General features: G+C 67.0%; 18 protein-coding genes and 1 pseudogene. 10 read left to right on the plus strand and 9 right to left on the minus strand.

The genetic code is table 11. The features are described 5' to 3' along the window. Positions 1–38: 38 nt before the first annotated feature. From rmuC to pncB, 4 genes are read right to left on the minus strand one after another with little or no spacing between them, the layout of a single operon-like run. A complete protein-coding gene (gene rmuC, locus GXN78_RS04760; RefSeq protein WP_106560119.1) occupies positions 39–1382 on the minus strand; it encodes a DNA recombination protein RmuC in 1344 nt (447 codons plus the stop codon). 13 nt (positions 1383–1395) lie between these two features. Next, complete coding sequence (locus GXN78_RS04765; protein WP_106560107.1) at positions 1396–2382, minus strand: D-glycerate dehydrogenase; 987 nt, start codon at positions 2380–2382, stop codon at positions 1396–1398. Positions 2383–2384: 2 nt separating this feature from the next. Continuing rightward, entirely contained in the window at positions 2385–3815 is a 1431-nt protein-coding gene (locus GXN78_RS04770; RefSeq protein WP_106560108.1) for a sodium:proton antiporter, read from the minus strand. After that, positions 3812–5026: a nicotinate phosphoribosyltransferase gene (gene pncB, locus GXN78_RS04775; RefSeq protein ID WP_106560109.1), complete on the minus strand. Its 1215-nt coding sequence runs from the start codon at positions 5024–5026 to the stop codon at positions 3812–3814. Before pncB ends, GXN78_RS04770 begins: the two co-directional genes overlap by 4 nt. A 187-nt stretch (positions 5027–5213) precedes the next feature. Here pncB and GXN78_RS04780 point away from each other — a divergent pair, with 187 nt between their 5' ends. Beyond that, positions 5214–5447 (plus strand): CsbD family protein, encoded by a 234-nt coding sequence (locus GXN78_RS04780; RefSeq protein WP_106560110.1) that lies wholly within the window; start codon positions 5214–5216, stop codon positions 5445–5447. Positions 5448–5476: 29 nt separating this feature from the next. Continuing rightward, positions 5477–5896 (plus strand): hypothetical protein, encoded by a 420-nt coding sequence (locus GXN78_RS04785; protein ID WP_106560111.1) that lies wholly within the window; start codon positions 5477–5479, stop codon positions 5894–5896. A 66-nt stretch (positions 5897–5962) separates the two neighbouring features. Here GXN78_RS04785 and GXN78_RS04790 read toward each other — a convergent pair whose 3' ends face one another. After that, positions 5963–6400: a thioesterase family protein gene (locus tag GXN78_RS04790; RefSeq protein ID WP_106560112.1), complete on the minus strand. Its 438-nt coding sequence runs from the start codon at positions 6398–6400 to the stop codon at positions 5963–5965. A 4-nt stretch (positions 6401–6404) separates the two neighbouring features. Beyond that, positions 6405–7343, minus strand: a complete 939-nt coding sequence (locus GXN78_RS04795) for a histone deacetylase (protein ID WP_239142606.1) — start codon at positions 7341–7343, stop codon at positions 6405–6407. Between the two features lie 175 nt (positions 7344–7518). Here GXN78_RS04795 and GXN78_RS04800 point away from each other — a divergent pair, with 175 nt between their 5' ends. Both GXN78_RS04800 and GXN78_RS04805 read left to right on the plus strand, forming a co-directional pair. After that, entirely contained in the window at positions 7519–8079 is a 561-nt protein-coding gene (locus GXN78_RS04800) for a phasin family protein (RefSeq protein WP_106560114.1), read from the plus strand. Between the two features lie 146 nt (positions 8080–8225). Next, positions 8226–8984: a 3-hydroxyacyl-CoA dehydrogenase gene (locus GXN78_RS04805; protein ID WP_106560115.1), complete on the plus strand. Its 759-nt coding sequence runs from the start codon at positions 8226–8228 to the stop codon at positions 8982–8984. On the opposite strand, the gene GXN78_RS04810 is transcribed toward GXN78_RS04805, so the two are convergent. Continuing rightward, on the minus strand, positions 8932–9885 hold the full coding sequence (locus GXN78_RS04810) for a YihY/virulence factor BrkB family protein (RefSeq protein WP_106560120.1): 954 nt from the start codon (positions 9883–9885) through the stop codon (positions 8932–8934). The genes GXN78_RS04805 and GXN78_RS04810 overlap by 53 nt on opposite strands. An 89-nt stretch (positions 9886–9974) precedes the next feature. On the opposite strand from GXN78_RS04810, the pseudogene dnaG reads away from it, so the two are divergent. Together dnaG and rpoD are read left to right on the plus strand one after the other, a co-directional pair. Then, positions 9975–11808 (plus strand): annotated as a pseudogene (dnaG, locus tag GXN78_RS04815) (DNA primase); the annotation flags it as partial. Positions 11809–12187: 379 nt separating this feature from the next. Continuing rightward, positions 12188–14530 (plus strand): RNA polymerase sigma factor RpoD, encoded by a 2343-nt coding sequence (rpoD, locus tag GXN78_RS04820; protein WP_106560117.1) that lies wholly within the window; start codon positions 12188–12190, stop codon positions 14528–14530. Between the two features lie 143 nt (positions 14531–14673). Here the strand turns inward: rpoD and ltrA are convergent, their stop codons facing one another. Then, entirely contained in the window at positions 14674–16182 is a 1509-nt protein-coding gene (gene ltrA, locus GXN78_RS04825; protein ID WP_164255370.1) for a group II intron reverse transcriptase/maturase, read from the minus strand. Between the two features lie 405 nt (positions 16183–16587). On the opposite strand from ltrA, the gene GXN78_RS04830 reads away from it, so the two are divergent. Further along, positions 16588–17826: a multidrug effflux MFS transporter gene (locus tag GXN78_RS04830; protein ID WP_106556045.1), complete on the plus strand. Its 1239-nt coding sequence runs from the start codon at positions 16588–16590 to the stop codon at positions 17824–17826. Between the two features lie 4 nt (positions 17827–17830). Next, complete coding sequence (locus GXN78_RS04835) at positions 17831–18982, plus strand: HPP family protein (RefSeq protein ID WP_106556044.1); 1152 nt, start codon at positions 17831–17833, stop codon at positions 18980–18982. A 40-nt stretch (positions 18983–19022) separates the two neighbouring features. On the opposite strand, the gene GXN78_RS04840 is transcribed toward GXN78_RS04835, so the two are convergent. Continuing rightward, entirely contained in the window at positions 19023–19943 is a 921-nt protein-coding gene (locus GXN78_RS04840; RefSeq protein WP_106556043.1) for a LysR family transcriptional regulator, read from the minus strand. Between the two features lie 105 nt (positions 19944–20048). On the opposite strand from GXN78_RS04840, the gene GXN78_RS04845 reads away from it, so the two are divergent. Continuing rightward, positions 20049–20702 carry a DsbA family protein gene (locus GXN78_RS04845; protein ID WP_106556042.1) on the plus strand — a complete coding sequence of 218 codons (654 nt, stop codon included), beginning with the start codon at positions 20049–20051 and terminating at the stop codon, positions 20700–20702. Between the two features lie 42 nt (positions 20703–20744). Beyond that, the gene (locus GXN78_RS04850; RefSeq protein WP_106556041.1) at positions 20745–21362 is read left to right on the plus strand and encodes an NAD(P)-dependent oxidoreductase; all 618 of its coding nucleotides are present in this window, start codon (positions 20745–20747) and stop codon (positions 21360–21362) included. Positions 21363–21431 lie beyond the last annotated feature (69 nt).

Raw genomic sequence — 21431 nt, forward strand, 5'->3', positions numbered from 1 at the left:
AAGGAGGGGGCGGGCGGCTTCGGGCGGCCGGGCGCCGCTCACGTCGCCAAATCGCCGTCGTCGGCAGCCGGCAGCAGCGCCTGCGACTGCGCCTCCGGCAGCGCCTCGACCTTGCGCAGCGCCAGGCGCATCTGCTTGGCGCGGGTGTCGGCCTTGTCGAGCGTGTCGGAGGCCTTGGCCACCTGCTCCTTGATGCGCGCCACCCATTCGCCGTAGCGCTCGAACTCGGTCTTGACGGCGCCGAGCACCTTCCATACCTCGGAGGCCTGCTGCTCCAGCGCCAGCGTGCGAAAGCCCATGTGCAGGCTGTTGAGCATCGCCAGGAGCGTGGTCGGCCCGGCCAGGGTCACGCGGTGCTGGCGCTGGATCGCGTCCATCAGCCCGGGGCGCCGCAACACCTCGGCATACAGGCTCTCCACCGGCAGGAACAGGATCGCAAAGTCGGTGGTGTGCGGCGCAGCCAGGTAGTTCTCGGCGATCGAGCGGGCCTCGCTGCGGATGCGCGCCTCCAGCGCACGGGCCGCGAGCTCGGCGGCGCCGGCGTCGATGCGCTCATGGGCATCGAGCAGGCGCTCGTAGTCGTCGCGCGGAAACTTGGCATCGATCGGCAGCCAGACCGGCGCGCCGTCGCTGCCGCGGCCGGGGAAGCGGATCGCGAAGTCCACGCGCTGGCCGCTGCGCGGCTTGGTCTCGACCTGCCGGGCGTACTGCTCGGGCGTGAGCACCTGCTCGAGCAGGGCCTCGAGCTGCACCTCGCCGAACACGCCGCGCGTCTTCACGTTGGTCAGCACGCGCTGCAGGCTGCCGACGCCGACCGCCAGCGTCTGCATTTCGCCCAGGCCCTTGTGCACTTGCTCAAGCCGGTCGGCCACCTGCTTGAAGCTCTCTCCCAGCCGCGCCTCGAGCGTGCTCTGCAGCTTCTCGTCGACGGTCTTGCGCATCTCGTCGAGCTTGGCGGTGTTGCTCTGCTGGAGCTGCGCGAGCTGGGTCTCCATCGTCGCGCGCACCTCGGCGAGTCGCCGCGCATTCGATTCGGACAGCCCCTGCAACTGCGTGTTGAGGGTGTCGGCCAGCGTCTTCTGCAACAGGCTCAGCTGCTGCGCGAAGGCGTCGATCTGCGCGTTCTGCGTGCGGGTGGCCTCGGCCCCCTGCTGCACCAGCGCTTGCTGGAAAGTCGCAAAGGCCTGGCTCGTCTCCTGCCTCGCGCCGCGGGAAGACTCGCCGATCTCGTGCCGCAGCTCGCGCTCGATGCGCTCGTTGGCCGCGCCCAGCGTGGCAACCAGGGTGCCGTGGTCGGGTGGCGGCGGCTTGCGCAGCAGCAGCCAGAGCAGCAGGACGATGTTGAGGGCGGCGAGGCCGATCAGGATCCAGGATTCCGGCAAAGGCATGACAGGTCTACTTGCCTCCCAGCACCGCGGGATTGAGCGGCGTGACCGGCTTGCCGTCGACCAGGAAGCCCACCAAGTTGTCCGCCGCCAGCTCTGCCATCGCGCGCCGGGTCGGGATGGTGGCGCTGGCGATATGGGGCGTGAGCACGACGTTCGGCACTCCGAGCAACGCGGGATGCACGTTGGGCTCGCCCTCGAACACATCCAGCCCCGCCGCCGCGATGCGCTTGTCACGCAGCGCCGCCGCCAGCGCCGCATCGTCGACGATGCCGCCGCGGGCGATGTTCACCAGCGTGGCCGTCGGCTTCATCAGGGCCAGCTCGGCGGCGCCGATGGTGTGGTGCGAGGCGGCCGAATACGGCACCACGAGCATGACGTGGTCGGCGGTCTTCAGCAGCTCTTCCTTGGTCGCGTAGCCGGCCTTGCATTCGGCCTCGAGCTGCGCATCGAGCCGCGAGCGGTTGTGATAGATCACCTTCATGCCGAAGCCGTGCGCGCCGCGCCTGGCGATGCCCTGCCCGATGCGCCCCATGCCGATGATGCCCAGCGTGGCGCCGTGGATGTCGGAGCCGGCGAACATGTCGTAGCTCCACTTCTGCCACTTGCCGGCGCGCAGGAAATGCTCGCTCTCGGTGATGCGGCGCGCGGTGGCCATCAGCAGCGCGAAGCCGAAGTCGGCGGTGGTCTCGGTCAGCACGTCGGGCGCGTTGGTGGCGAGCACGCCGCGGGCGGTCATGGCGTCGACGTCGAAGTTGTTGTAGCCCACCGCCATGTTGGCGCAGATCTTCAGCTCGGGGCAGGCTGCCAGCACCTCGGCGTCGATACGCTCGCTGCCGGTGGTGAAGGCGCCCTGCTTGCCTTGGAGCTTCTGGATCAGCTGCGCCTTGCTCCAGCTTTGGTCGTCCTGGTTGGACTCGACCTCGAAATGGGCTTCCAGCCGGGCGATGGTTTCGGGAAAGACCGAACGGGCGACGAGGATCTTGGGTTTGTTCATGATCAGCGGAAGAAGATGAAGGTGGAGAGAACGAACAGCGGCACCAGGATGGCGCCCGACCACATCATGTAGCCGAAGAAGCTCGGCATGCGCACGCCGCGGCTTTCCGCGATGGCCTTGACCATCAGGTTGGGCGCATTGCCGATGTAGGTGTTGGCCCCCATGAACACCGCGCCCGCCGAGATCGCGACCAGGGTCGGTGCATGCGTGGTCATGAGTGCCTGCGCATCGCCCCCCGCCGTGTTGAAGAACACGAGGTAGGTGGGTGCATTGTCGAGGAAGGAGCTCAGCACGCCGGTGGCCCAGAAGTACATCGCCGGATCGGGCTGACCGTCGGGCCGCGTCACGGCCGAGACGACCGCGCCGAAGGGGCCGTGGACGCCCGCCTTGAGCATCGCGATCACCGGAATGATGGTGAGGAAGATGCCCGCGAAGAGCTTCGCCACCTCCGCCATCGGCGCCCAACCGAACTGGTTGTCGGCATGCACCTGCGGCGCCGTGATCCTGAGCGAGAGCAGCGTGATCGCGACCAGCCCGGCGTCGCGCACGAGGCCGGGAAGCCCGAGCTCGGTGCCATGGACGTCGACGCTGACGGGTGACTTCCAGATGCCGCTCAACAGCACGAGGAAGACGATGCCGCCCAGCAGCCAGAAGTTGGCGGCGCCCTCGAAGCGAATGCCGCCGGTGTCGGGCGTGGGGTCGAAGGGCAGCGCGTCTTCCTTGCCGTAGTACCAGCGGTCGAGCACATGGAACAGCGCCAGCAGGACGCCGACGATGAACAGGGTCTCCGGCAGGATGTTGCGTGCCGTCCAGAAGAACTCCACGCCCTTCAGGAAACCCAGGAACAGCGGCGGATCGCCCAGCGGCGTGAGCGAGCCCCCCACGTTCGACACGATGAAGATGAAGAACACGATCACGTGCACCCGATGCCGGCGGCTGTCATTGGCACGGATCAGGGGGCGGATCAGCAGCATGGAGGCACCGGTCGTGCCCATCAGGCTTGCGAGCAAGGCCCCGATCGCCAGGATGCCGGTGTTGAGCGCCGGCGTGCCATGCAGGTTGCCGCGGATGTGAATGCCGCCCGCCACCACGAACAGTGCTGTCAGCAAAAGGATGAAGGGGATGTACTCGGCCAACAGCGCGTGCAGGAGCTGCGCACCCGCCAGCCCGGCGCCGTGGATCGCCGCGAAGGGCAGCAGAAAGGCCAGCGCCCAGGCGGCCGACACCTTGCCGTAGTGGTGGTGCCAGAAGGACGGCGCCAGGAGCGGCATGAGCGCGATCGACAGCAGGATGCCCGCGAAGGGCAGGCCCCACGCGGGCGACAGGCTGCCGCCGTCGAAGTCGGCAGCGAAGGCGGTGACGGGTAGCAGGGTCGACAGTGCGACGGTGGCCAGCGGGCGAAGGAATCTGGTGGGCGCGTGCGAAAGTGTCATGCGGTCGGCTGGGCAATCTCGAAGACCTGGCGCAGGTAGGCCAGGTAGCGCTCGTCGTCACACATGTTTTTGGAGGGCGTGTCGGACAGCTTGGCCACGGGCTGGTCGTTGCAGCGGACCATCTTGATCACGATCTGCAGCGGCTCGTAGCCCAGGTCGTTGGTGAGGTTGGTGCCGATGCCGAAGGCCAGCTGGCAGCGGCCGCGGAACTGCTGGTAGAGCTCGATGGTGCGAGGAACCGTCAGGCTGTCGCTGAAGATCAGTGTCTTGGTTTGCGGATCGACGCGGTTGGCGGCGTAGTGGGCCAGCATGCGCTCGCCCCACTGGAAGGGATCGCCGCTGTCGTGCCGGGCACCGTCGAACAGCTTGCAGAAGTACATGTCGAAGTCGCGCAAGAAGGCGCTCATGCCGTAGACGTCCGACAGCGCGATGCCCAGGTCGCCACGGTATTCGCGCGCCCACGACTCGAAGCCGAAGACCTGGCTGTCGCGCAGTCGCGGACCGAGCGCCTGGCAGGCCTGGAGGTACTCGTGCGCCATGGTGCCCAGCGGGATCAGGCCGAGCTTCATGGCGTAGAGCACGTTGCTGGTGCCGGCGAACTGCGGCGGCTTGTCTGCGCTGCGCTGCGGCGGCGAGGTCACCGGGCCCAGCCGGAGGCTCAGGGTGCGCAGCACCTCGTCGTGCCAATCCTTGGAGAAGCGGCGGCGGGTGCCGTAGTCCGCAATCTTCAGGTCCTGCAGCCCCGCGCCCTGTAGCTGCGCGATCTTGGTCTCGAGGCGCCGCCGGCCCTCGGCGATGTCCGGCCGCGGCTGGGTATTGCGGAAGTAGACCTCGTTGACGATCGCCAGCACCGGGATCTCGAACAGGATGGTGTGCAGCCATGGGCCCTCGATGCGGATGTCGAGCTCGCCCGAGGCCTGCGGGATGATCTTGATGTACTTCTCGTTGAGGCGGAACAGCCCGAGGAAGTCGACGAAGTCGCTCTTGATGAAGCGCATCGAGCGCAGGTAGCTCAACTCCGCGTCCCGGAACGGCAGCGAGCACAGGTGGCGGACCTCCTCGCGGATCTGCGCGGCGAATTGCGCCAGGTCGATGCCCGGGTTGCGGCACTTGAAGCGGTACTCCACGCGCGCGCCGGGGAAGTGGTGCAACACCACCTGCATCATCGTGAACTTGTAGAGGTCGGTGTCGAGCAGGCTGTGGATGATCATGATGATGCGGCGCGCTGGTGTCCGGTTTCTGCGTGCGTCCGATTATCACGGGGCGCGTCGGCATGTGCCTACGGACCGTTCCCCGGGCGTCCTACCACTCCGTTCCCACCTGCAAGCCAGAGTCCTTCTCACGCCGGCCACAAGCAATGGGTCAGCGACAAAACCCCTCAATTGAAGGAGATAGGCGATGAACAAGGACACCATCGAAGGCAACTGGAAACAGCTCAAGGGCAAGGCCAAGGAGCAGTGGGGCAAGCTGACCGACGACGACTTCGACGTCATCGCCGGCAAGCGCGACCAGTTGCTCGGACGCATCCAGGAACGCCACGGCATCAGCCGCGACGAAGCCGAGAAGCAGGTCAAGGACTGGGAATCGCGCGACGGCCGCACGCCGGAGGCGCTCTGGTTCGAGAAGTACTGATCAGCAACCTCACAGGAAGGAGTATCTCCATGAAGAAACATCTGCTCATGCTCGCGATCGCCTCGTCTTGCTTCGTGGTCACGCAGGCCAGTGCAATGACCCAGGACGAACACAAGGTCGCCAAGGAAAAGATCGAGGCCGCCTACAAGGTGGACAAGGCCAAGTGCGACGCGATGAAGGACAACGCGAAGGACGTCTGCGAGAAGGAAGCCAAGGGCAAGGAAAACGTGGCCAAGGCTGAGCTCGAACAGCAATACAAGCCCAGCGACTCCAACGCACGCAAGGTCGAGGAAGAAAAGGTGAAGGCCACCTACGACGTCGCGAAGGAAAAGTGCGACGACCAGAAGGGCGACGCCAAGAACGCTTGCGAGAAGCAGGCCAAGGCCGACGAGACCAAGGCCAAGGCTGACATCCGGGCCATGATGAAGCCCACAGCCAAGACGCAATAACCGTCCGAGGCGGCAACAGCCGAAGCGGCGTCCACACCGGGCGCCGCTTTTTCTTTGCGCGGTCCCTCAGCCGCGCAGTTCGTCGACCAGAACCTGCAGCGCCGCCGGCAGCTGCACCGGCCGCTGCGTCGTCCGGTCGACGTAGACATGAACGAAATGGCCCTGCGCCGCCGCGGTCTCGGCACCCTCGGCGAACAACGCGATCTCGTAGCGCACGCTGGAGCTGCCCGCATGCGCCACGCGAACGCCCGCCTCCACCGTCTGCGGAAAGGCCAGCGGCGCGAAGTAGTTGCATTGCGTCTCGACCACGAAGCCGATGGTGTCGCCGTGGTGGATGTCCAGCGCGCCGCGCTCAATCAGCAGTGCATTGACGGCGGTGTCGAACCAGCCGTAGTAGACGACGTTGTTGACATGCCCGTACATGTCGTTGTCAGCCCAGCGCGTCGGGATGCTGCGGAAGACGCGGAAGGCGCTGCGGTGGTGGGGGGTGGGTCTGGCGCTCATCTCATCAATGCCCTCTGGCCGCGGAATTCTGCCAGCGTCCCCAGTAGTCGACGGCCACGCGGAAGGTGCCGAGCTGCACCTGCACGGTCTCGGCAATGTCGCTGGCATAGCCGCCGGCCATCGCGAACGCGAGCGGGATGCGGCGCTGCCACGCAAAGTCGAAAACGCGCCGGTCGCGCGCCTCCAGGCCGTCGAAGCTCAACTTGAGGCGCCCCAGCCGGTCGCGCTCGAAGGGGTCGGCGCCGGCGAGGTAGATCACCAGGCCGGGGGAGAAGCGCCGGTCGAGCTCGTCGAGCGCCTGCTCCAGCGCGGCCAGGTAGTCGGCGTCGCCGCAGCCGTCAGGCAACTCGACGTCGAGGTCGCTCGCCTCCTTGCGGAAGGGGAAGTTCTTCTGTCCGTGCATCGACAGCGTGAACACGCTCGGATCTTCGCGAAAGATGCGCGCAGTGCCGTTGCCCTGGTGCACGTCGAGATCGATCACCGCCACCTGCAGCGGCACGCGGCCGCGCCTTCCGTGCTCCGCCTGCATGAGGCGTGCCGCGACCGCGGCGTCGTTGAAGACGCAGAAGCCCCCGCCCCGATCGGCGCTCGCATGGTGGGTCCCGCCGGCCATGTTGGCCGAGACACCCTCGGCCAGGGCGGCACGGCAGGCGGCGATGGTCGCACCGGCCGAGCGGCGCGAGCGCTCGACCATGGTTTCGCTCCAGGGGAAGCCGATCTCCCGCATGGCTTGCGGGTCGACAGTGCCATCGCTGATGGCGGCGATCCATTGCGGCGTGTGGGCCAGCGCCAGCTCACCGTCGCTGGCACGTGGCGCCTGCAGCATTTCGACCTCGGGCAGGTGCCGCTCCATCTGCTCGCGCAGCAGTGCGTAGCGCCCCATCGGAAACCGGTGTCCGGGGGGCAGCGGCAAGACGAAGTGGCCCGAATAAAAAGCACGCATAAGGAACATTGTCGGGACGGTTTTAGAAATCTGCTTCTAAATTGCTGCAAAGCAGCAAAAACCTCTTGGAGAGCGCCGGGGCGCTGCCTATACTTCCGCCATGCTGCGCCGCAACATAAAAAGAAGAGTGCAGCTCACCGTGAATCGTCCCCTTTATCTAACTGGAGCTCCACAAATGGCACTCACCGCTGACCAAATCATCGCCTCCCACAAGGCCAACGTCGAAACGCTGTTCGGCCTCACCACCAAGGCCTTCGAAGGCGTTGAGAAGCTGGTCGAACTGAACGTGACCGCCTCCAAGGCCGCCCTGACCGAAGCCGCCGGCACCACGCAAGCGCTGCTGAGCGTCAAGGACGCGCAAGAGCTGCTGGCCCTGCAAGCCGGCCTGTTCCAGCCCCTGGCCGAGAAGACCGCCGCTTACAGCCGCCACCTGTACGAAATCGCCCAAGGCACCGGCGCCGAATTCACCAAGGCTTTCGAAAGCAAGACCGCTGAAGCTCAGCAAGCCTTCGTCGGCTTGGTCGACAGCGCTGCCAAGAACGCCCCCGCCGGTTCGGAAACCGCCGTCGCCGTGATGAAGAGCGCCGTGGCCGCCGCCAACAACGCCTTCGAATCGGTCCAGAAGGCCGTCAAGCAAGCCACCGACGTCGCCGAAGCCAACTTCCAGGCCGTCTCGACCACGGCCGTGAACGCCGCCAAGAGCACCGCCCAAACGGCTGCCCGCAAGCGCGCCTAATCAATTGACAAGGCCCGCCTCGAGCGGGTGACGATTGTCTCCTTGGGTCCTTCGGGATCCAATTCAAGGGCCCCGTCTTCGGACGGGGCCCCTTTTTTTGCGCTCTATGATCGCCGGACGAACGCATTCTTTGAGGAGCTGAGCACATGCAGATCGAAGGTAAGGTTTTCATCGTCACCGGCGGCGCTTCGGGCCTCGGCGAAGGCACGGCGCGCATCCTGGCCGCGAACGGCGGCAAGGTCGTGATCGCCGACATGCAGGCGGACAAGGGCGAGGCGGTCGCCAAGGACATCGGCGGCGTCTTCGTCAAGTGCGACGTGAGCCAGGAGGCCGACGGTCAGGCCGCCGTGGTCGCGGCCCAGAAGCTCGGCAAGCTGGTCGGCCTGGTCAACTGCGCCGGCATCGCACCCGCCGAGAAGACCGTCGGCAAGAGCGGCCCGCACGCGCTGGCCGTGTTCAGCAAGACCATCACCGTCAACCTGATCGGCAGCTTCAACATGATCCGCCTGGCGGCCGACGCCATGAGCAAGAACGAGCCTGAATCCACAGGCGAGCGCGGCGTGCTGATCTCCACCGCCTCGGTCGCGGCCTACGACGGCCAGATCGGCCAGGCCGCCTACAGCGCCTCGAAGGGCGGCGTGGTCGGCATGACGCTGCCGATCGCCCGCGACCTGGCGCGCAACGGCATACGCAACATGACGATCGCTCCCGGCATCTTCGGCACGCCGATGCTGTTCGGGATGCCCCAGGAAGTCCAGGACGCGTTGGCTGCCAGCGTCCCCTTCCCCTCGCGCCTGGGCACACCCGAGGACTACGCGAAGCTGGCCAAGCACATCATCGAGAACGACATGCTCAACGGCGAGGTGATCCGGCTCGACGGGGCGATCCGGCTGGCGCCGCGCTGACCGCTGCGATCTCGCCCGGGATCGGCTTCGCGCTTCCGGTGCGCTCGAGGCGCTCGTATTGCGCGATCACCTGGGCGCCGAAGAGCACCAGCGTGGCGGCGATCTCCAGGCTCAGAAGCACCACGATCGCGGTGGTCAGCGAGCCGTACACCACGTTGACCTGCGACAGCGTGGCGAAGTACAGCACCAGCACGCGGCGCGTCACCTCCCAAAGCAGCGCCGCGGTCACGCCGCCCAGCAATGCGTGCCGCAGGCGCAGCCGACCCACGGGCATCACCAGGTAGAGCGAGGTCAGCATGAAGATCTCGCCGCCCAGTCCGAGCAGATACAGCAGGACCCCCGACACGCCCGACAGCGACCAACGACGGCCGAACAGCTCGACGCTTTCCTGCCCGATCACCTGCAACGCGCCCGCCACCAGGGTGACCAGCAGCAAGCCGACGCACAGGCAGAGGATGTAGAGATAGGGCATCACCGCGGAAATCAGGAAGTGCCGCGAATGGTCTGCCTTGCGGTGATGAAAGATCACCGCCATCGCGCTTTCCAGCACGGTGAAGGCGAGCGAGCTGAAGAAGATCATCGTCACCAGCAGCACCGGCCCCATCACATCGCGATGGTCCAGAAAGTTCGACAGCTCGGCAACGATGGCCCGTGACTGGCCCGGCAGCAGCCACTCCAGGTAGCGACCCACCGAGCTCAGCAGCTCCGCCTGGCCGATGAAGTGCGACATCGCGATCACGCTCAGAATAAGGATCGGCACGATCGACAGCAGCGCGTAGTAGGCGACCGCGCCCGCGAGCAGCAGGCCCTGGTTAGCCCGGAACGCCTTGGCCGCCTCCCAGGCGAACCGGAGGGGGTGGCGCAGCAAGGGCACTGCGTGGCGGACGGTATGGCGAATCATGCGAATGCGGCGCGGATTCGAAGCGCCCAGTATGCCGCCGGCCCGCGCCGGCATGAGGTCTTGCGTATGATTTGCCGCTCCCCGCCTACATGACCATCCCCGCCTCTTTCATCCAGGAACTGATCGCGCGCGCCGACGTGGTGGAGATCGTCGGGCGCTACGTCCAGCTGAAGAAGGCCGGCGCCAATTTCATGGGGCTGTGCCCCTTTCATGGCGAGAAGTCGCCCTCCTTCTCCGTCAGCCCGACCAAGCAGTTCTATCACTGCTTCGGCTGCGGGGCGCATGGCAATGCCATCGGCTTCCTGATGGAGCATGCCGGCATGGGTTTCGTCGAAGCGGTGCACGACCTCGCCGGCCAGTACGGCCTGCAGGTGCCCGAGGACGACGCCTCGCCCGAGGAGCGCGCCCGCGCTGCCGGGCAACGCCAGAAGCAGGCGACCCTGTCCGAGGTGCTCGAGAAGGCGGGCGAGGCCTACCGCAAGCAGCTGCGCCAGTCCCCTGGCGCCATCGACTACCTCAAGGGCCGCGGCCTCTCGGGCGAGGTCGCCCGGCAGTTCGGCATCGGTTACGCGCCGCCGGGCTGGCGCACGCTGGCCAGCGTCTTTCCCGATTACGACGACCCGCTGCTGGCCGAGAGCGGCTTGGTGATCGCCGGGGAGGCCGACGAAAACAGCGAAGGCAAGCGCTACGACCGCTTCCGCGACCGAGTGATGTTCCCGATCCGCAACGTCAAGGGCGAATGCATCGGCTTCGGCGGCCGGGTGCTGGGCGACGAGAAGCCCAAGTACCTCAACTCGCCCGAGACGCCGGTCTTCAGCAAGGGCCGCGAGCTCTACGGCCTCTACGAGGCCCGAGCCGCCTTTCGCGAGCGAGGCTATGCGCTGGTGACAGAGGGCTACATGGACGTGGTGGCGCTGGCGCAGCTGGGCTTCCCGAACGCGGTCGCGACCTTGGGCACGGCCTGTACCACGGACCATGTGCAGAAGCTCTTCCGCTTCACCGAATCGGTGGTCTTCAGCTTCGACGGCGACGCCGCCGGCCGGCGCGCCGCGCGCAAGGCGCTCGATGGCGCCCTGCCCTACGCCACCGACGTGCGCAGCGTCAAGTTCCTGTTCCTGCCGGCCGAGCACGATCCCGACAGCTTCATCCGCGAGTTCGGCGCCGACGCCTTCGCCCGCTTCGTCGGCGAGGCCACGCCGCTGAGCCGCTTCATGCTCGAGGCCGCCCGCGAGGGCTGCGACCTCGGCAGCGCCGAAGGGCGCGCCCACATGGCCAGCAACGCCCGGCCGCTGTGGAGCGCGCTGCCGGAAGGCGCGCTCAAGCGACAGCTTTTGACCGAGATCGCGGAAATGGTCCAGTTGAGCGCTCAGGAGCTGGGCGAGCTGTGGCTCGATTGGTGCCGGGGATAGCCGCCCACCGGGAGGTCCGGCCAGGCACAACGCCGCGCGCGGCGTTATAGGCCGCCCGCCGAAGCGGAAGACCAATGAGAGAGCGCCATTGAGCGCGTCCTGCAATCTGGCGCGCCCCGAGCGCGGCCTGCCCCCGGCAAATTTTTGGCGTCGGGCGGACAATGCCTGGGAGGCCTTGCCCGGGCCACCAGGTTCTCAAACGGCGAGGTCTGTGTCGCCCCCGATGATCCGGGAGCTCTTCACCTGGCTGGACAGCCAGCTGCACGAACACGGGGTGCAGCCCTGGGCGGCGCTGCGCGAGGGCCTGCGAGGCCTGGATTTCGAGGCGCTGGCGCTGCGCGTCATGACCGGCCCCGACGGCGGCCCGCTGGGCGATCCCGAGGGCGAGCAGGCGGCAGAGGCCGCGCGCGAGTTGCGCAACGTGCTCGATTTCATGCTGGACGACCGGCTCAAGGCCCAGCAGAGCGACGCCATCGCCGCAGTCGGCAGCGACCCGCGCGCCCTGGAGCGCTACAAGGCCCTGGAGGCGCGCCGGCTGGAGCTGCGCGCCCGCCTGCATCCGCCGCGTTAATACACCAGGAACTTGCTTGAAAATTGCGCAGCGCGCTATAATTTAAGGCTTCGCAAACATGCGAAATAAGGCAAGAGCGACAGCAGCACCTCCGGGCCGACTCGATGCGCAACGCACTTTCCGATGAATCCACATCGGAATACGGGTCAAAAACCGCAAGGACTGCACACCAAATGTTCGCCCGACATCTTGTCTTTTGAAGAGCGCTCGAGGGGCCGCCCGCGGCCTTTTGTTCGCCCCTCTCTGTTTTTTTGTGCTTCCGCCTGCGCCGGGCTGTTGGCGCCCGTGATTGCGTTGGTTCATTCTTGTTGTACGAGGTCGTATGCCCAGTTCAAAGAAGCCTGCCATGTCCGCCGCCAGCAAGCCGGTTGCAGAGAAACCGTTGAAAGCTGCGGCCCTGCCGGCAACTAAGACAGGTATCGCCGCGTCCAAGGCGACAGCCGCTACGAAAGTGAAAACCGTGCCCACCAAAACGTCTCCCACCGCCGAACCCAAGAAGGCCGCCGCAGCAGCGGTCGCCGCCGCACCCGCCACCGCCGCCCGCAAGGTCGGCCGCCCCCCCAAGGCGGCCGGTGCAGCGCCCGCCGCCGGCGGCGCCAAGCGCGGCCGCAAGCCCAAGGCCGCCGCCAGCGAGGCGCCGGCCAGCGATGTCGATCTGTCCGACATCGAGGACGAACTGGTCGGAGACGAGCCCGCGGCGACCGAGGAAAAGGTCAAGCCTCTTCGCATGAAGATCAGCAAGGCGAAGGAACGCGCCTTGATGAAGGAATTCGGCCTCGACGAGACCGTGCTCTCCGAGGAAGACCTGGCCAAGCGCCGCTCCCGCCTCAAGACCCTGATCACCCTGGGCAAGACCCGCGGTTACCTGACGCACGGCGAGATCTCGGACCACCTGCCCGACAAGCTGGTCGACGCCGAGACCATGGAAGTCGTGGTCACCATGCTCAACGACATGGGCGTGGCGGTCTACGAGCAGACGCCCGACGCCGAGACCCTGCTGCTGAACAACACCGCGCCGACCGCCACCACCGTCGAGGAAGCCGAAGAAGAGGCCGAAGCCGCGCTCTCGACCGTCGACAGCGAATTCGGCCGCACCACCGACCCGGTGCGCATGTACATGCGCGAGATGGGCACGGTCGAGCTGCTGACGCGCGAGGGCGAGATCGAGATCGCCAAGCGCATCGAAGGCGGCCTGATGGCCATGATGGAGGCCATCTCGGCCTCGCCCGCCACCATCGCCGAGATCCTGCGCCTGGGCCAGGAGATCCGTGATGGCAAGGTGGTCATCTCCACCATCGTCGACGGCTTCTCCAACCCCAACGAGGCCGACGACTACGTGGCCGAGGAAGACTTCGACGAGTTCGACGAGGAAGACGACGACGACGGCAAGGGCGGCTCCAAGGCCCTGACCAAGAAGCTGGAAGAGCTCAAGAACGAGGCCCTCACCCGCTTCGACCGCATCGCCCTCCTGTTCGAGAAGGTCCACAAGATCTACGACAAGGAAGGCTACGGCACGCCGTCCTATCAGAAGGCGCAGCACTCGCTGTCCGAGGAGCTGATGACCATTCGCTTCACGGCCCGCACCATCGAGAAGCTGTGCGACCTGGTGCGCACGCAGGTGGACGATGTGCGCAAGAAGGAGCGCGAGCTGCGCCGCATCATCGTGGACAAGTGCGGCTTCCCGCAGGACGAGTTCATCCGCGACTTCAGCGGCTACGACAAGAGCGGCCACCGCGTGGCCTCCAACCTGCTCAACCTCAAGTGGGTCGAGAAGCAGGCTGCCGCCGGCAAGCCCTGGAGCGCCGTGCTGGCCCGCAACATCCCGCCGGTGCAGGAACTGCAGCAGAAGCTGGCCGACATCCAGTCGCGCGTGGTGGTGCCGCTGGCCGAGCTCAAGGACATCAACAAGCGCATGAACGAGGGCGAGTCGTCCTCGCGCGACGCCAAGAAGGAAATGATCGAGGCCAACCTGCGCCTCGTGATCTCCATCGCCAAGAAGTACACCAACCGCGGCCTGCAGTTCCTCGACCTGATTCAGGAAGGCAACATCGGGCTGATGAAGGCGGTCGACAAGTTCGAATACCGCCGCGGCTACAAGTTCTCGACCTATGCGACGTGGTGGATCCGCCAGGCGATCACGCGCTCGATCGCCGACCAGGCGCGCACCATCCGCATCCCGGTGCACATGATCGAGACCATCAACAAGATGAACCGCATCAGCCGCCAGCACCTGCAGGAGTTCGGCTTCGAGCCCGACGCCGGCATCCTGGCCGCGAAGATGGAGATCCCGGAAGACAAGATCCGCAAGATCATGAAGATCGCCAAGGAGCCGATCTCGATGGAAACCCCCATCGGCGACGACGACGATTCGCACCTGGGCGATTTCATCGAGGACAGCAGCAACACGGCCCCGATCGAGGCCGCGATGCAGGCCGGCCTGCGCGACGTGGTCAAGGACATCCTCGACAGCCTGACGCCGCGCGAGGCCAAGGTGCTGCGCATGCGCTTCGGCATCGAGATGTCGACCGACCACACGCTGGAAGAGGTGGGCAAGCAGTTCGACGTGACGCGCGAGCGCATCCGCCAGATCGAGGCGAAGGCCCTGCGCAAGCTCAAGCATCCGAGCCGCTCCGACAAGCTGCGCAGCTTTATTGATACGCTCTGATCCCCTGGCGGATCCTTCGAGCCCGAACGCCCGCTTTGCCTTGACGGCCGCGGGCGTTTTCTTTGGCCGCGCACAACAAGCAAGAAGTCAGAGTAGGAATGCCAGTCACCCAGCACCCCCTCCGCAGATCCGTACGTGCGGAGCTACCGCATACGGCTCCTGCCTTGGGTCATGACGATCAGACGCTGGTTCGGGTACGGGTGGCAGATGTTCGGAACAGGCAGCCAATGCGCCATCAAGCGATACATGCGTCGCCAGGGCAGGTCGCGGCTCTGGCTGCGGCGGCACAGCGTGCGATGCCACAGCCCGACGACCTGATGGCGGAATGTCCTCAGCCGCGCGCCGTTGCACGGCACGCCGAAGTAGCGCGCATGCCCAGTCACCACCGCCCGCAGGTACTGGCCCTGCTCCGGGATGGGTTGGTGCATGCGCCTTCTGAGTTCGAGCTTGATCACCTGCAGCTTGGCGCGCAGGCGTTTGGCACTGGTGAGTCGCAGGACCATGAACTTGCCCTTCCTCGTCGTCCCGCAGCAATGCGTGAACCCCAGGAAGTCGAAGGTCTGCGGCTTGCCTTGTCCCTTGCGGCGTCGGTTCTCGCGGGCGAAGCGCCCGAACTCGATCAGCCGCGTCTTCTCGGGGTGCAGCTTCAGCCCGAACTGGCCCAGCCGCTCGGCCACCGCGCGCTGGAAGCGCTCGGCATCGTCGCGGAACTGGAACCCGGCAACCCAATCGTCGGCGTAGCGCACGACGATCACGTCGCCTCGGGCATGGCGCCCCCTCCACTGCTTGACCCACAGGTCGAACGCATAGTGCAGGTAGATGTTGGCCAGCAGCGGGCTGATGCTCCCACCCTGAACCGTACCCAACTCACTTTGCGTCAGCCTGCCGTCTTCCAGCACGCCCGCGTGCAGCCATTTCTTGATCAGCCGCACCACGCGCGCGTCAGCCACGCGGTGTTCGATGAACTTCACCAGCCAGTCCCTTTCGATCGTGTCGAAGAACTTGGCTATGTCCGCATCGAGTATCCAGTTCACTCGTCTGCTGCTCACACCTACCGCCACGGCATCCAGCGCGTTGTGCGCGCTCTTGCCGGGCCTGAAGCCGTAGCTGAACCCGAGGAAGTCCTGCTCGTAGATGGCGTTCAACACTTCGACCGTGGCGCGCTGGACGAGCTTGTCCTCCAGCGCCGGCACGCCCAGCGGGCGCTTGCTGCCGTCGGCCTTGTCGATGTACACCCTCTTGACAGGCTGGGGCCGGTAGCCCCCTCGGGCCAGCCGCTCGGACAGTTCCAGGAGGTTGCCCTCCAGGTCCTGCCCGTACGTCTGCCAGGTCTGGCCGTCCACCCCGGCGGCCGCATCGCGCTTGAGCGCAAGGTAGGCCGCCCGCAGGCGCTCGACCGCGTAGATGTGATGCAGCAGTCCAGTGAACCTCGCACCACGACGGCCCTTTGCCGTCTGTCGTATGCCATCGAGCGCGGTTCCCATGTCATAGACCCGCACCGATCTGCGGGACATGCGCGCCGCGATGGCATTTCCCTTGGCCTGCCGCCTTCCCTCCACCGCCTCCGCCGCCGCAGGAGCTCCCCCCGCAGCCTTGTTCGGCAGCTTCTTCGGTACTACGCAGCAGTCCGACTTCCCGCGCCCGTGGCTCATCGTCGTACGCCCTTGGGCTTCACGATGCGCTCTGCAGCCAGCGCTTCCCAGCGCTGCGCAGAAGGACGCGGGATCTCCCGGTTCCCGTGCGAGGTGTTTCCGCGCGTGCGCGGGGTCTCTGACCGCGCGGGGTCCGATGCCGCCTCGCCAAAGCGGCAGCATCGGTGTGGCCTTCGGCTTTCTCCGACAACCTCGGCACCCCGGACCACCCGCAACTCTCGCCGCGGGGCATGTATTACGCGGCTCGATACCCGGCCCGCGCGTACCCCTGTCAACGCTTCGCCCACACCCTCACGAATGTGTACGCATGACTCGGGGCCGCCGTAGCTGGCTAAGCCTTCAACGTATGACTCTTTCATTCACAACACCTCGCCGGTTTTGACCGGCGCACCGGAGACCTCTCGCATGAACCCCGACGCCGACAAACTCTGGCACGCGCCGCGCTGGGCGCTCGCCGTGCTGCTGGCGGTGCTGGGCATGCTCGGCCCTTTCTCCATCGACACCTACATCCCGGCCTTCGCGGGTATCGCCCAGAGCATCGGCGCGACGCCGGCGCAGATGCAGCAGACGCTGTCGGCCTACCTCTTCGGCTTCGCCTTCATGAACCTGTTTCATGGCGCGCTGTCCGACAGCTTCGGCCGGCGGCCCGTGGTGCTGTGGGGGCTGGCGGTGTTCACCATCGCCTCCCTGGGCTGCGCACTGTCGCAGACCATCGCGCAGCTGGTGTTCTTCCGCGCGCTACAGGGCCTGTCCACCGGCGCCGGCATCGTGGTCTCGCGCGCCGTGATCCGCGACATGTTCCCGCCGGCCGAAGCACAGCGGGTGATGAGCCAGGTGACGATCTACTTCGGCATCGCCCCCGCGATCGCGCCGATCATCGGCGGCTTCCTCTTCGTGCACCTGGGCTGGCACAGCGTGTTCTGGTTCCTGGTGGCAGTGGGCGTGGTGCTGTTCGCCGCCAACTGGAAGCTTCTGCCGGAGACCCTGCACAAGAGCGAGCGCCAGCCCTTCGAAGTGCGCCACCTGATGCGCGGCTACTGGAATCTCTGTTCCGATGCGCGCTTCCTGCTGCTCGCGCTGGCCAGCGGCGTGCCCTTCAACGGCATGTTCCTCTACGTGCTGGCCGCGCCCGCCTTCCTCGGCGATCACCTCGGCCTCGCGCCCACCCAGTTCTTCTGGTTCTTCCTGCTGACCATCGGCGGCATCATGACCGGTGCCTGGGCCAGCGGGCGCATGGCGGGCAAGGTGGCGCCCAAGCGGCAGATCCGCGACGGCTTCCTGATCATGCTGCTGACCTCCATCGTCAACGTGATCGCCAACGCCCTCTTCACCCCGCACCCCTTCTGGGCGATATTGCCGCTTGCGGTCTTCGCCTTCGGCTGGGCACTGATGGTGCCGGTGGTGACTCTGCTGGTGCTCGACCTTCATCCCGAGCGCCGCGGCATGGCCTCCTCGCTGCAGGCCGTGATCGGCTCGACCGCCAACGGCATCGTGGCCGGCGTGGTCGCGCCGCTGGTGATGCACTCCACCTTCGCCCTGGCGCTGACCTCGATCGGAATGATGAGCGTGGGCCTGGTGGCCTGGGCCTGGCTGCACGGGCGTTGGCCCGAGATCGGGCGCAGGGTCGCCGGCGAACTCGCCTGAAGACATGCTGAGCGAGCAACTGCGTACCTTCGCGCGCGCCTGGCTGCCGGCGCGCACCAATGTCAATGCCAGGGAGCGCCTGCGTGCCGTCGTGGGCGCCGGGCTGGGCCTGCTGGTCACGGCGCTGCTGTCCCAATCGACGGGCTCTTCGATCGACAGCCGCTGGCTGGTCGCGCCGCTGGGCGCCAGCGCCGTGCTGGTGTTCGCGCTGCCCGCCAGCCCGCTCGCCCAGCCCTGGTCGGTGATCGCCGGAAACACCTTCTCGGCACTGGTCGGCGTCGCCTGTGCCCGATGGATCGCGGACCCGGTCTGGGCCAGCGCCCTCGCCCCCGCGCTCGCCATCGGGCTGATGTTCGGCTTGCGCTGCCTGCATCCGCCCGGCGGCGCGGTGGCGCTGTTCGCGGTGCTGAGCCAGACCACCCACTTTCCGTTCTCGCTCTATCCGGTGGCGCTCAATTCGGTGCTGCTCGTGCTGGCCGGCGTGCTCTACAACAGCCTCACGGGCCGGCGCTACCCGCATGTGCAGCTCGCGCCGCGCAAGCCCAGCGCCGATGCGCGCTTCAGCTCGGCCGACGTCGACGCGGTGCTCGCACGCTACAACCAGGTGCTCGACATCAGCCGCGACGACCTCGAAGCGCTGATCCGCGAAACCGAGCTGGAGTCCTACCGCCGCCGCCTGGGCACCGTGCGCTGCGCCGACATCATGTCGCGCGACCCGGTGGTCGCCGAGTTCGGCACGCCGCTGCAGGAGGCCTGGGCCCTGATGCAGGCGCGCCGCATCAAGGCCCTGCCGGTGATCGACCGCACGCGCCGGGTGGTCGGCATCGTCACGCAGGCCGACTTCTTCCGCCACATCGACCTGGATCACCACGAGGGCCTGGGCGGCCGCCTGCGCGACTTCATCCGCGCGACGCGCACCGTGATGTCCAGCAAGCCCGAGGTGGTCGGCCAGATCATGACGCGCCAGGTGCGCGTGGCCAGCGAGGAGCGGCCGATGGTCGAACTGGTGCCGCTGTTCTCCGAGGGCGGCCACCACCACATCCCGATCATCGACGGCGAGCGCCGACTCACCGGGATGATCACGCAGTCCGACTTCGTGCGTGCGCTGTACCGGGCGGTCGGCCCCGAAACCGAGCCGGCGGCGCCGGCTTCTTGACGAGCGCCGCGCTGCGGAACCGGGACTTCCGGATGTCCCTTCAGCGCTTCTTCATCGGCGGCGCCGGCGGCCAGTAGCGCTCGTCGGCAAAGCGCGCGGCCAGGAAGTCCAGCATCGCGCGCAGTGCGGCCGGCATCTGGCGGCGCGAGCTGTAGACGCCGTAGACCCCCATCGCCAGCGGCCGCCACTCGGGCAGCAGTGCGACCAGCCGACCGCTCGCCACCCATGGCGCGGTCGAGTACTCCGGCTGCATAGCGATGCCGGCGCCTTCGAGCGCTGCCGTCAGCAGCACCGACGACTCGTTGGCACTGAGGTTGCCGCCCACCGGAACCGCCACATGGCTGCCCTTGTGCTCGAACTGCCACAGGCTCTTGCCGAAGTACGAATAGGTCAGGCAGTTGTGCAGCGCGAGTTCCTGCGGCGAGCGCGGCGTGCCGTGCGCCTTCAGGTAGGCAGGCGTCGCGCAGATCACCGAAGCGCAGTGCCCCAGGGGGCGGGCGATCAGGTTCGGATCGAGGTCGTTCGTGATGCGGATCGCGAGATCGATCCGCTCTTCCACCAGGTTGACGGTGCGGCTGCTGATGCTGAGGTCGATCGCGGTCCGCGGGTACTGGCGCAGATAGGCCGCGACCGCCGCCGCGATCACGTCCTGCGCCAGCGATTGGGCGCAACTCAGGCGCAGCAGGCCCTGCGGTACGTCGGCCGGCGTGTCGGCCGCGACCGGCATCTGCCCCGCGATCTCGAGCATCTGGCGGCAGCGCCCGAGTGTCTCCTCGCCCGCTGCAGTGAGGCTGAGGCGGCGCGTGGTCCGATGCAGCAGCCGCGCGCCGGCCCAGTTCTCCATCTGGGCCAGGTAGCGCGTGACCATGGCGCGCGACATGTCCAGCGCCTCGGCCGTCGCCGTCATGCTGCCGCGCTCGGCAACGTTCACGAACACCTGCGAGGCGGTGATGCGGTCCATGTTGATCCGATCGATTCAAGCAACAAACCTTTGCATGCTAAGCGGTTTTTTGATCGGATCGAGCAACATAAGATCGCCGCCATTCCCACTGAAGCGCCGATCGCGATGAACTCCGCCACCCTCCACTACGTCTTCGACCCGCTGTGCGGCTGGTGCTACGCCGCCGCGCCGCTGGTGCAGGCAGCGCGCGCGGTGCCGGGCCTCGCGATCGCCCTGCACGGCGGCGGCATGATGACCGGATCGAACCGGCGCACCATCACGCCCCAATGGCGCGACTACGTGATGCCGCATGACCGGCGGATCGCGCAGCTCACCGGCCAGCCCTTCGGCGAGGCCTACTTCGAGGGACTGCTGCGCGACACCACGGCGGTGATGGACTCCGAGCCGCCGACCACGGCCATTCTTGCGGCCGAGGCGCTTGGGGGCCGCGGGCTCGATCTGCTCCAGCGCCTGCAGCGCGCCCACTACGTCGAGGGACTGCGCATCGCCGATGCCGCGGTGCTGCGCAAACTGGCCACCGACATCGGCCTCGACGGTCCGGCTTTTGCCACCGCGGTCGAAGCGCATGCGGGTGAGCCCACGCGCGAGCACTTCGCCGCGAGCCGTGCGCTATTGGCGCGCATGGGCGGCAGCGGCTTTCCGAGCTTCGCGCTGGCGCGTGGCGACGGCCGCCTCGAACGAATCGATGCCAGCCCCTGGCTCGGCCGGCCCGAGGCCTGGCAGCAGCACCTGGCCCAGGCGGCGCGGCAGGCCGCCTGAGAAGCCCCTTCCATTTCCTTTTCTTCAACCAGGAGTTCTTCCATGAGCCATATCGCCATCCTCGGCATCAGCGGCCGCGTCGGTTCCCGCATCGCCAACGAGCTGCTTGCACGCGGCCACACGGTCACCGGCATCGCGCGCAACATCGACAAGGTCCAGCTCCAACCCGGTCTCGCGCTCAAGCAGGCCGACGCCACCCGGCTCGACGCGCTGGTGCCGCTGCTTCGCGGCCATGACGCCGTCGTCAGTTCGACCCACTTCGCGGGTGGCACCGACGCCGCCACCGCCGTCGCCGCTGCAAAACAGGCGGACGTGCCGCGCCTGTTGGTAGTGGGCGGCGCAGGCAGCCTCGAGATCGCGCCGGGCAAGGCGCTGGTCGACACGCCCGAATTCCCGGCCGCCTACAAGCCCGAGGCACTGGCAGGCCGCACCTTCCTGGAGTCGCTGCGCGCCGAGAAGGAACTCGACTGGACCTTCCTCTCGCCCTCCGCCCTGCTCGAGCCCGGCGAGCGCACCGGCAGCTACCGCACCGGCGGCAACCAGTTGCTGGCCGACGCCAACGGCAAGAGCTGGATCTCGATGGAGGACTATGCGATCGCGATGGCCGACGAGATCGAGAAGCCCGCGCATCCGCGCCAGCGCTTCACCGTCGGGTACTGAACGGGCCGCCGCAGACGCCTCGACTGCCTTCATCGCGGCGCAAAAGACGCGAAATCTGTTCAGCGGCCC

The sequence above is a fragment of the Variovorax sp. WS11 genome (assembly GCF_010499245.1).
In the GTDB taxonomy this organism is placed as follows: Bacteria; Pseudomonadota; Gammaproteobacteria; order Burkholderiales; family Burkholderiaceae_C; genus Variovorax.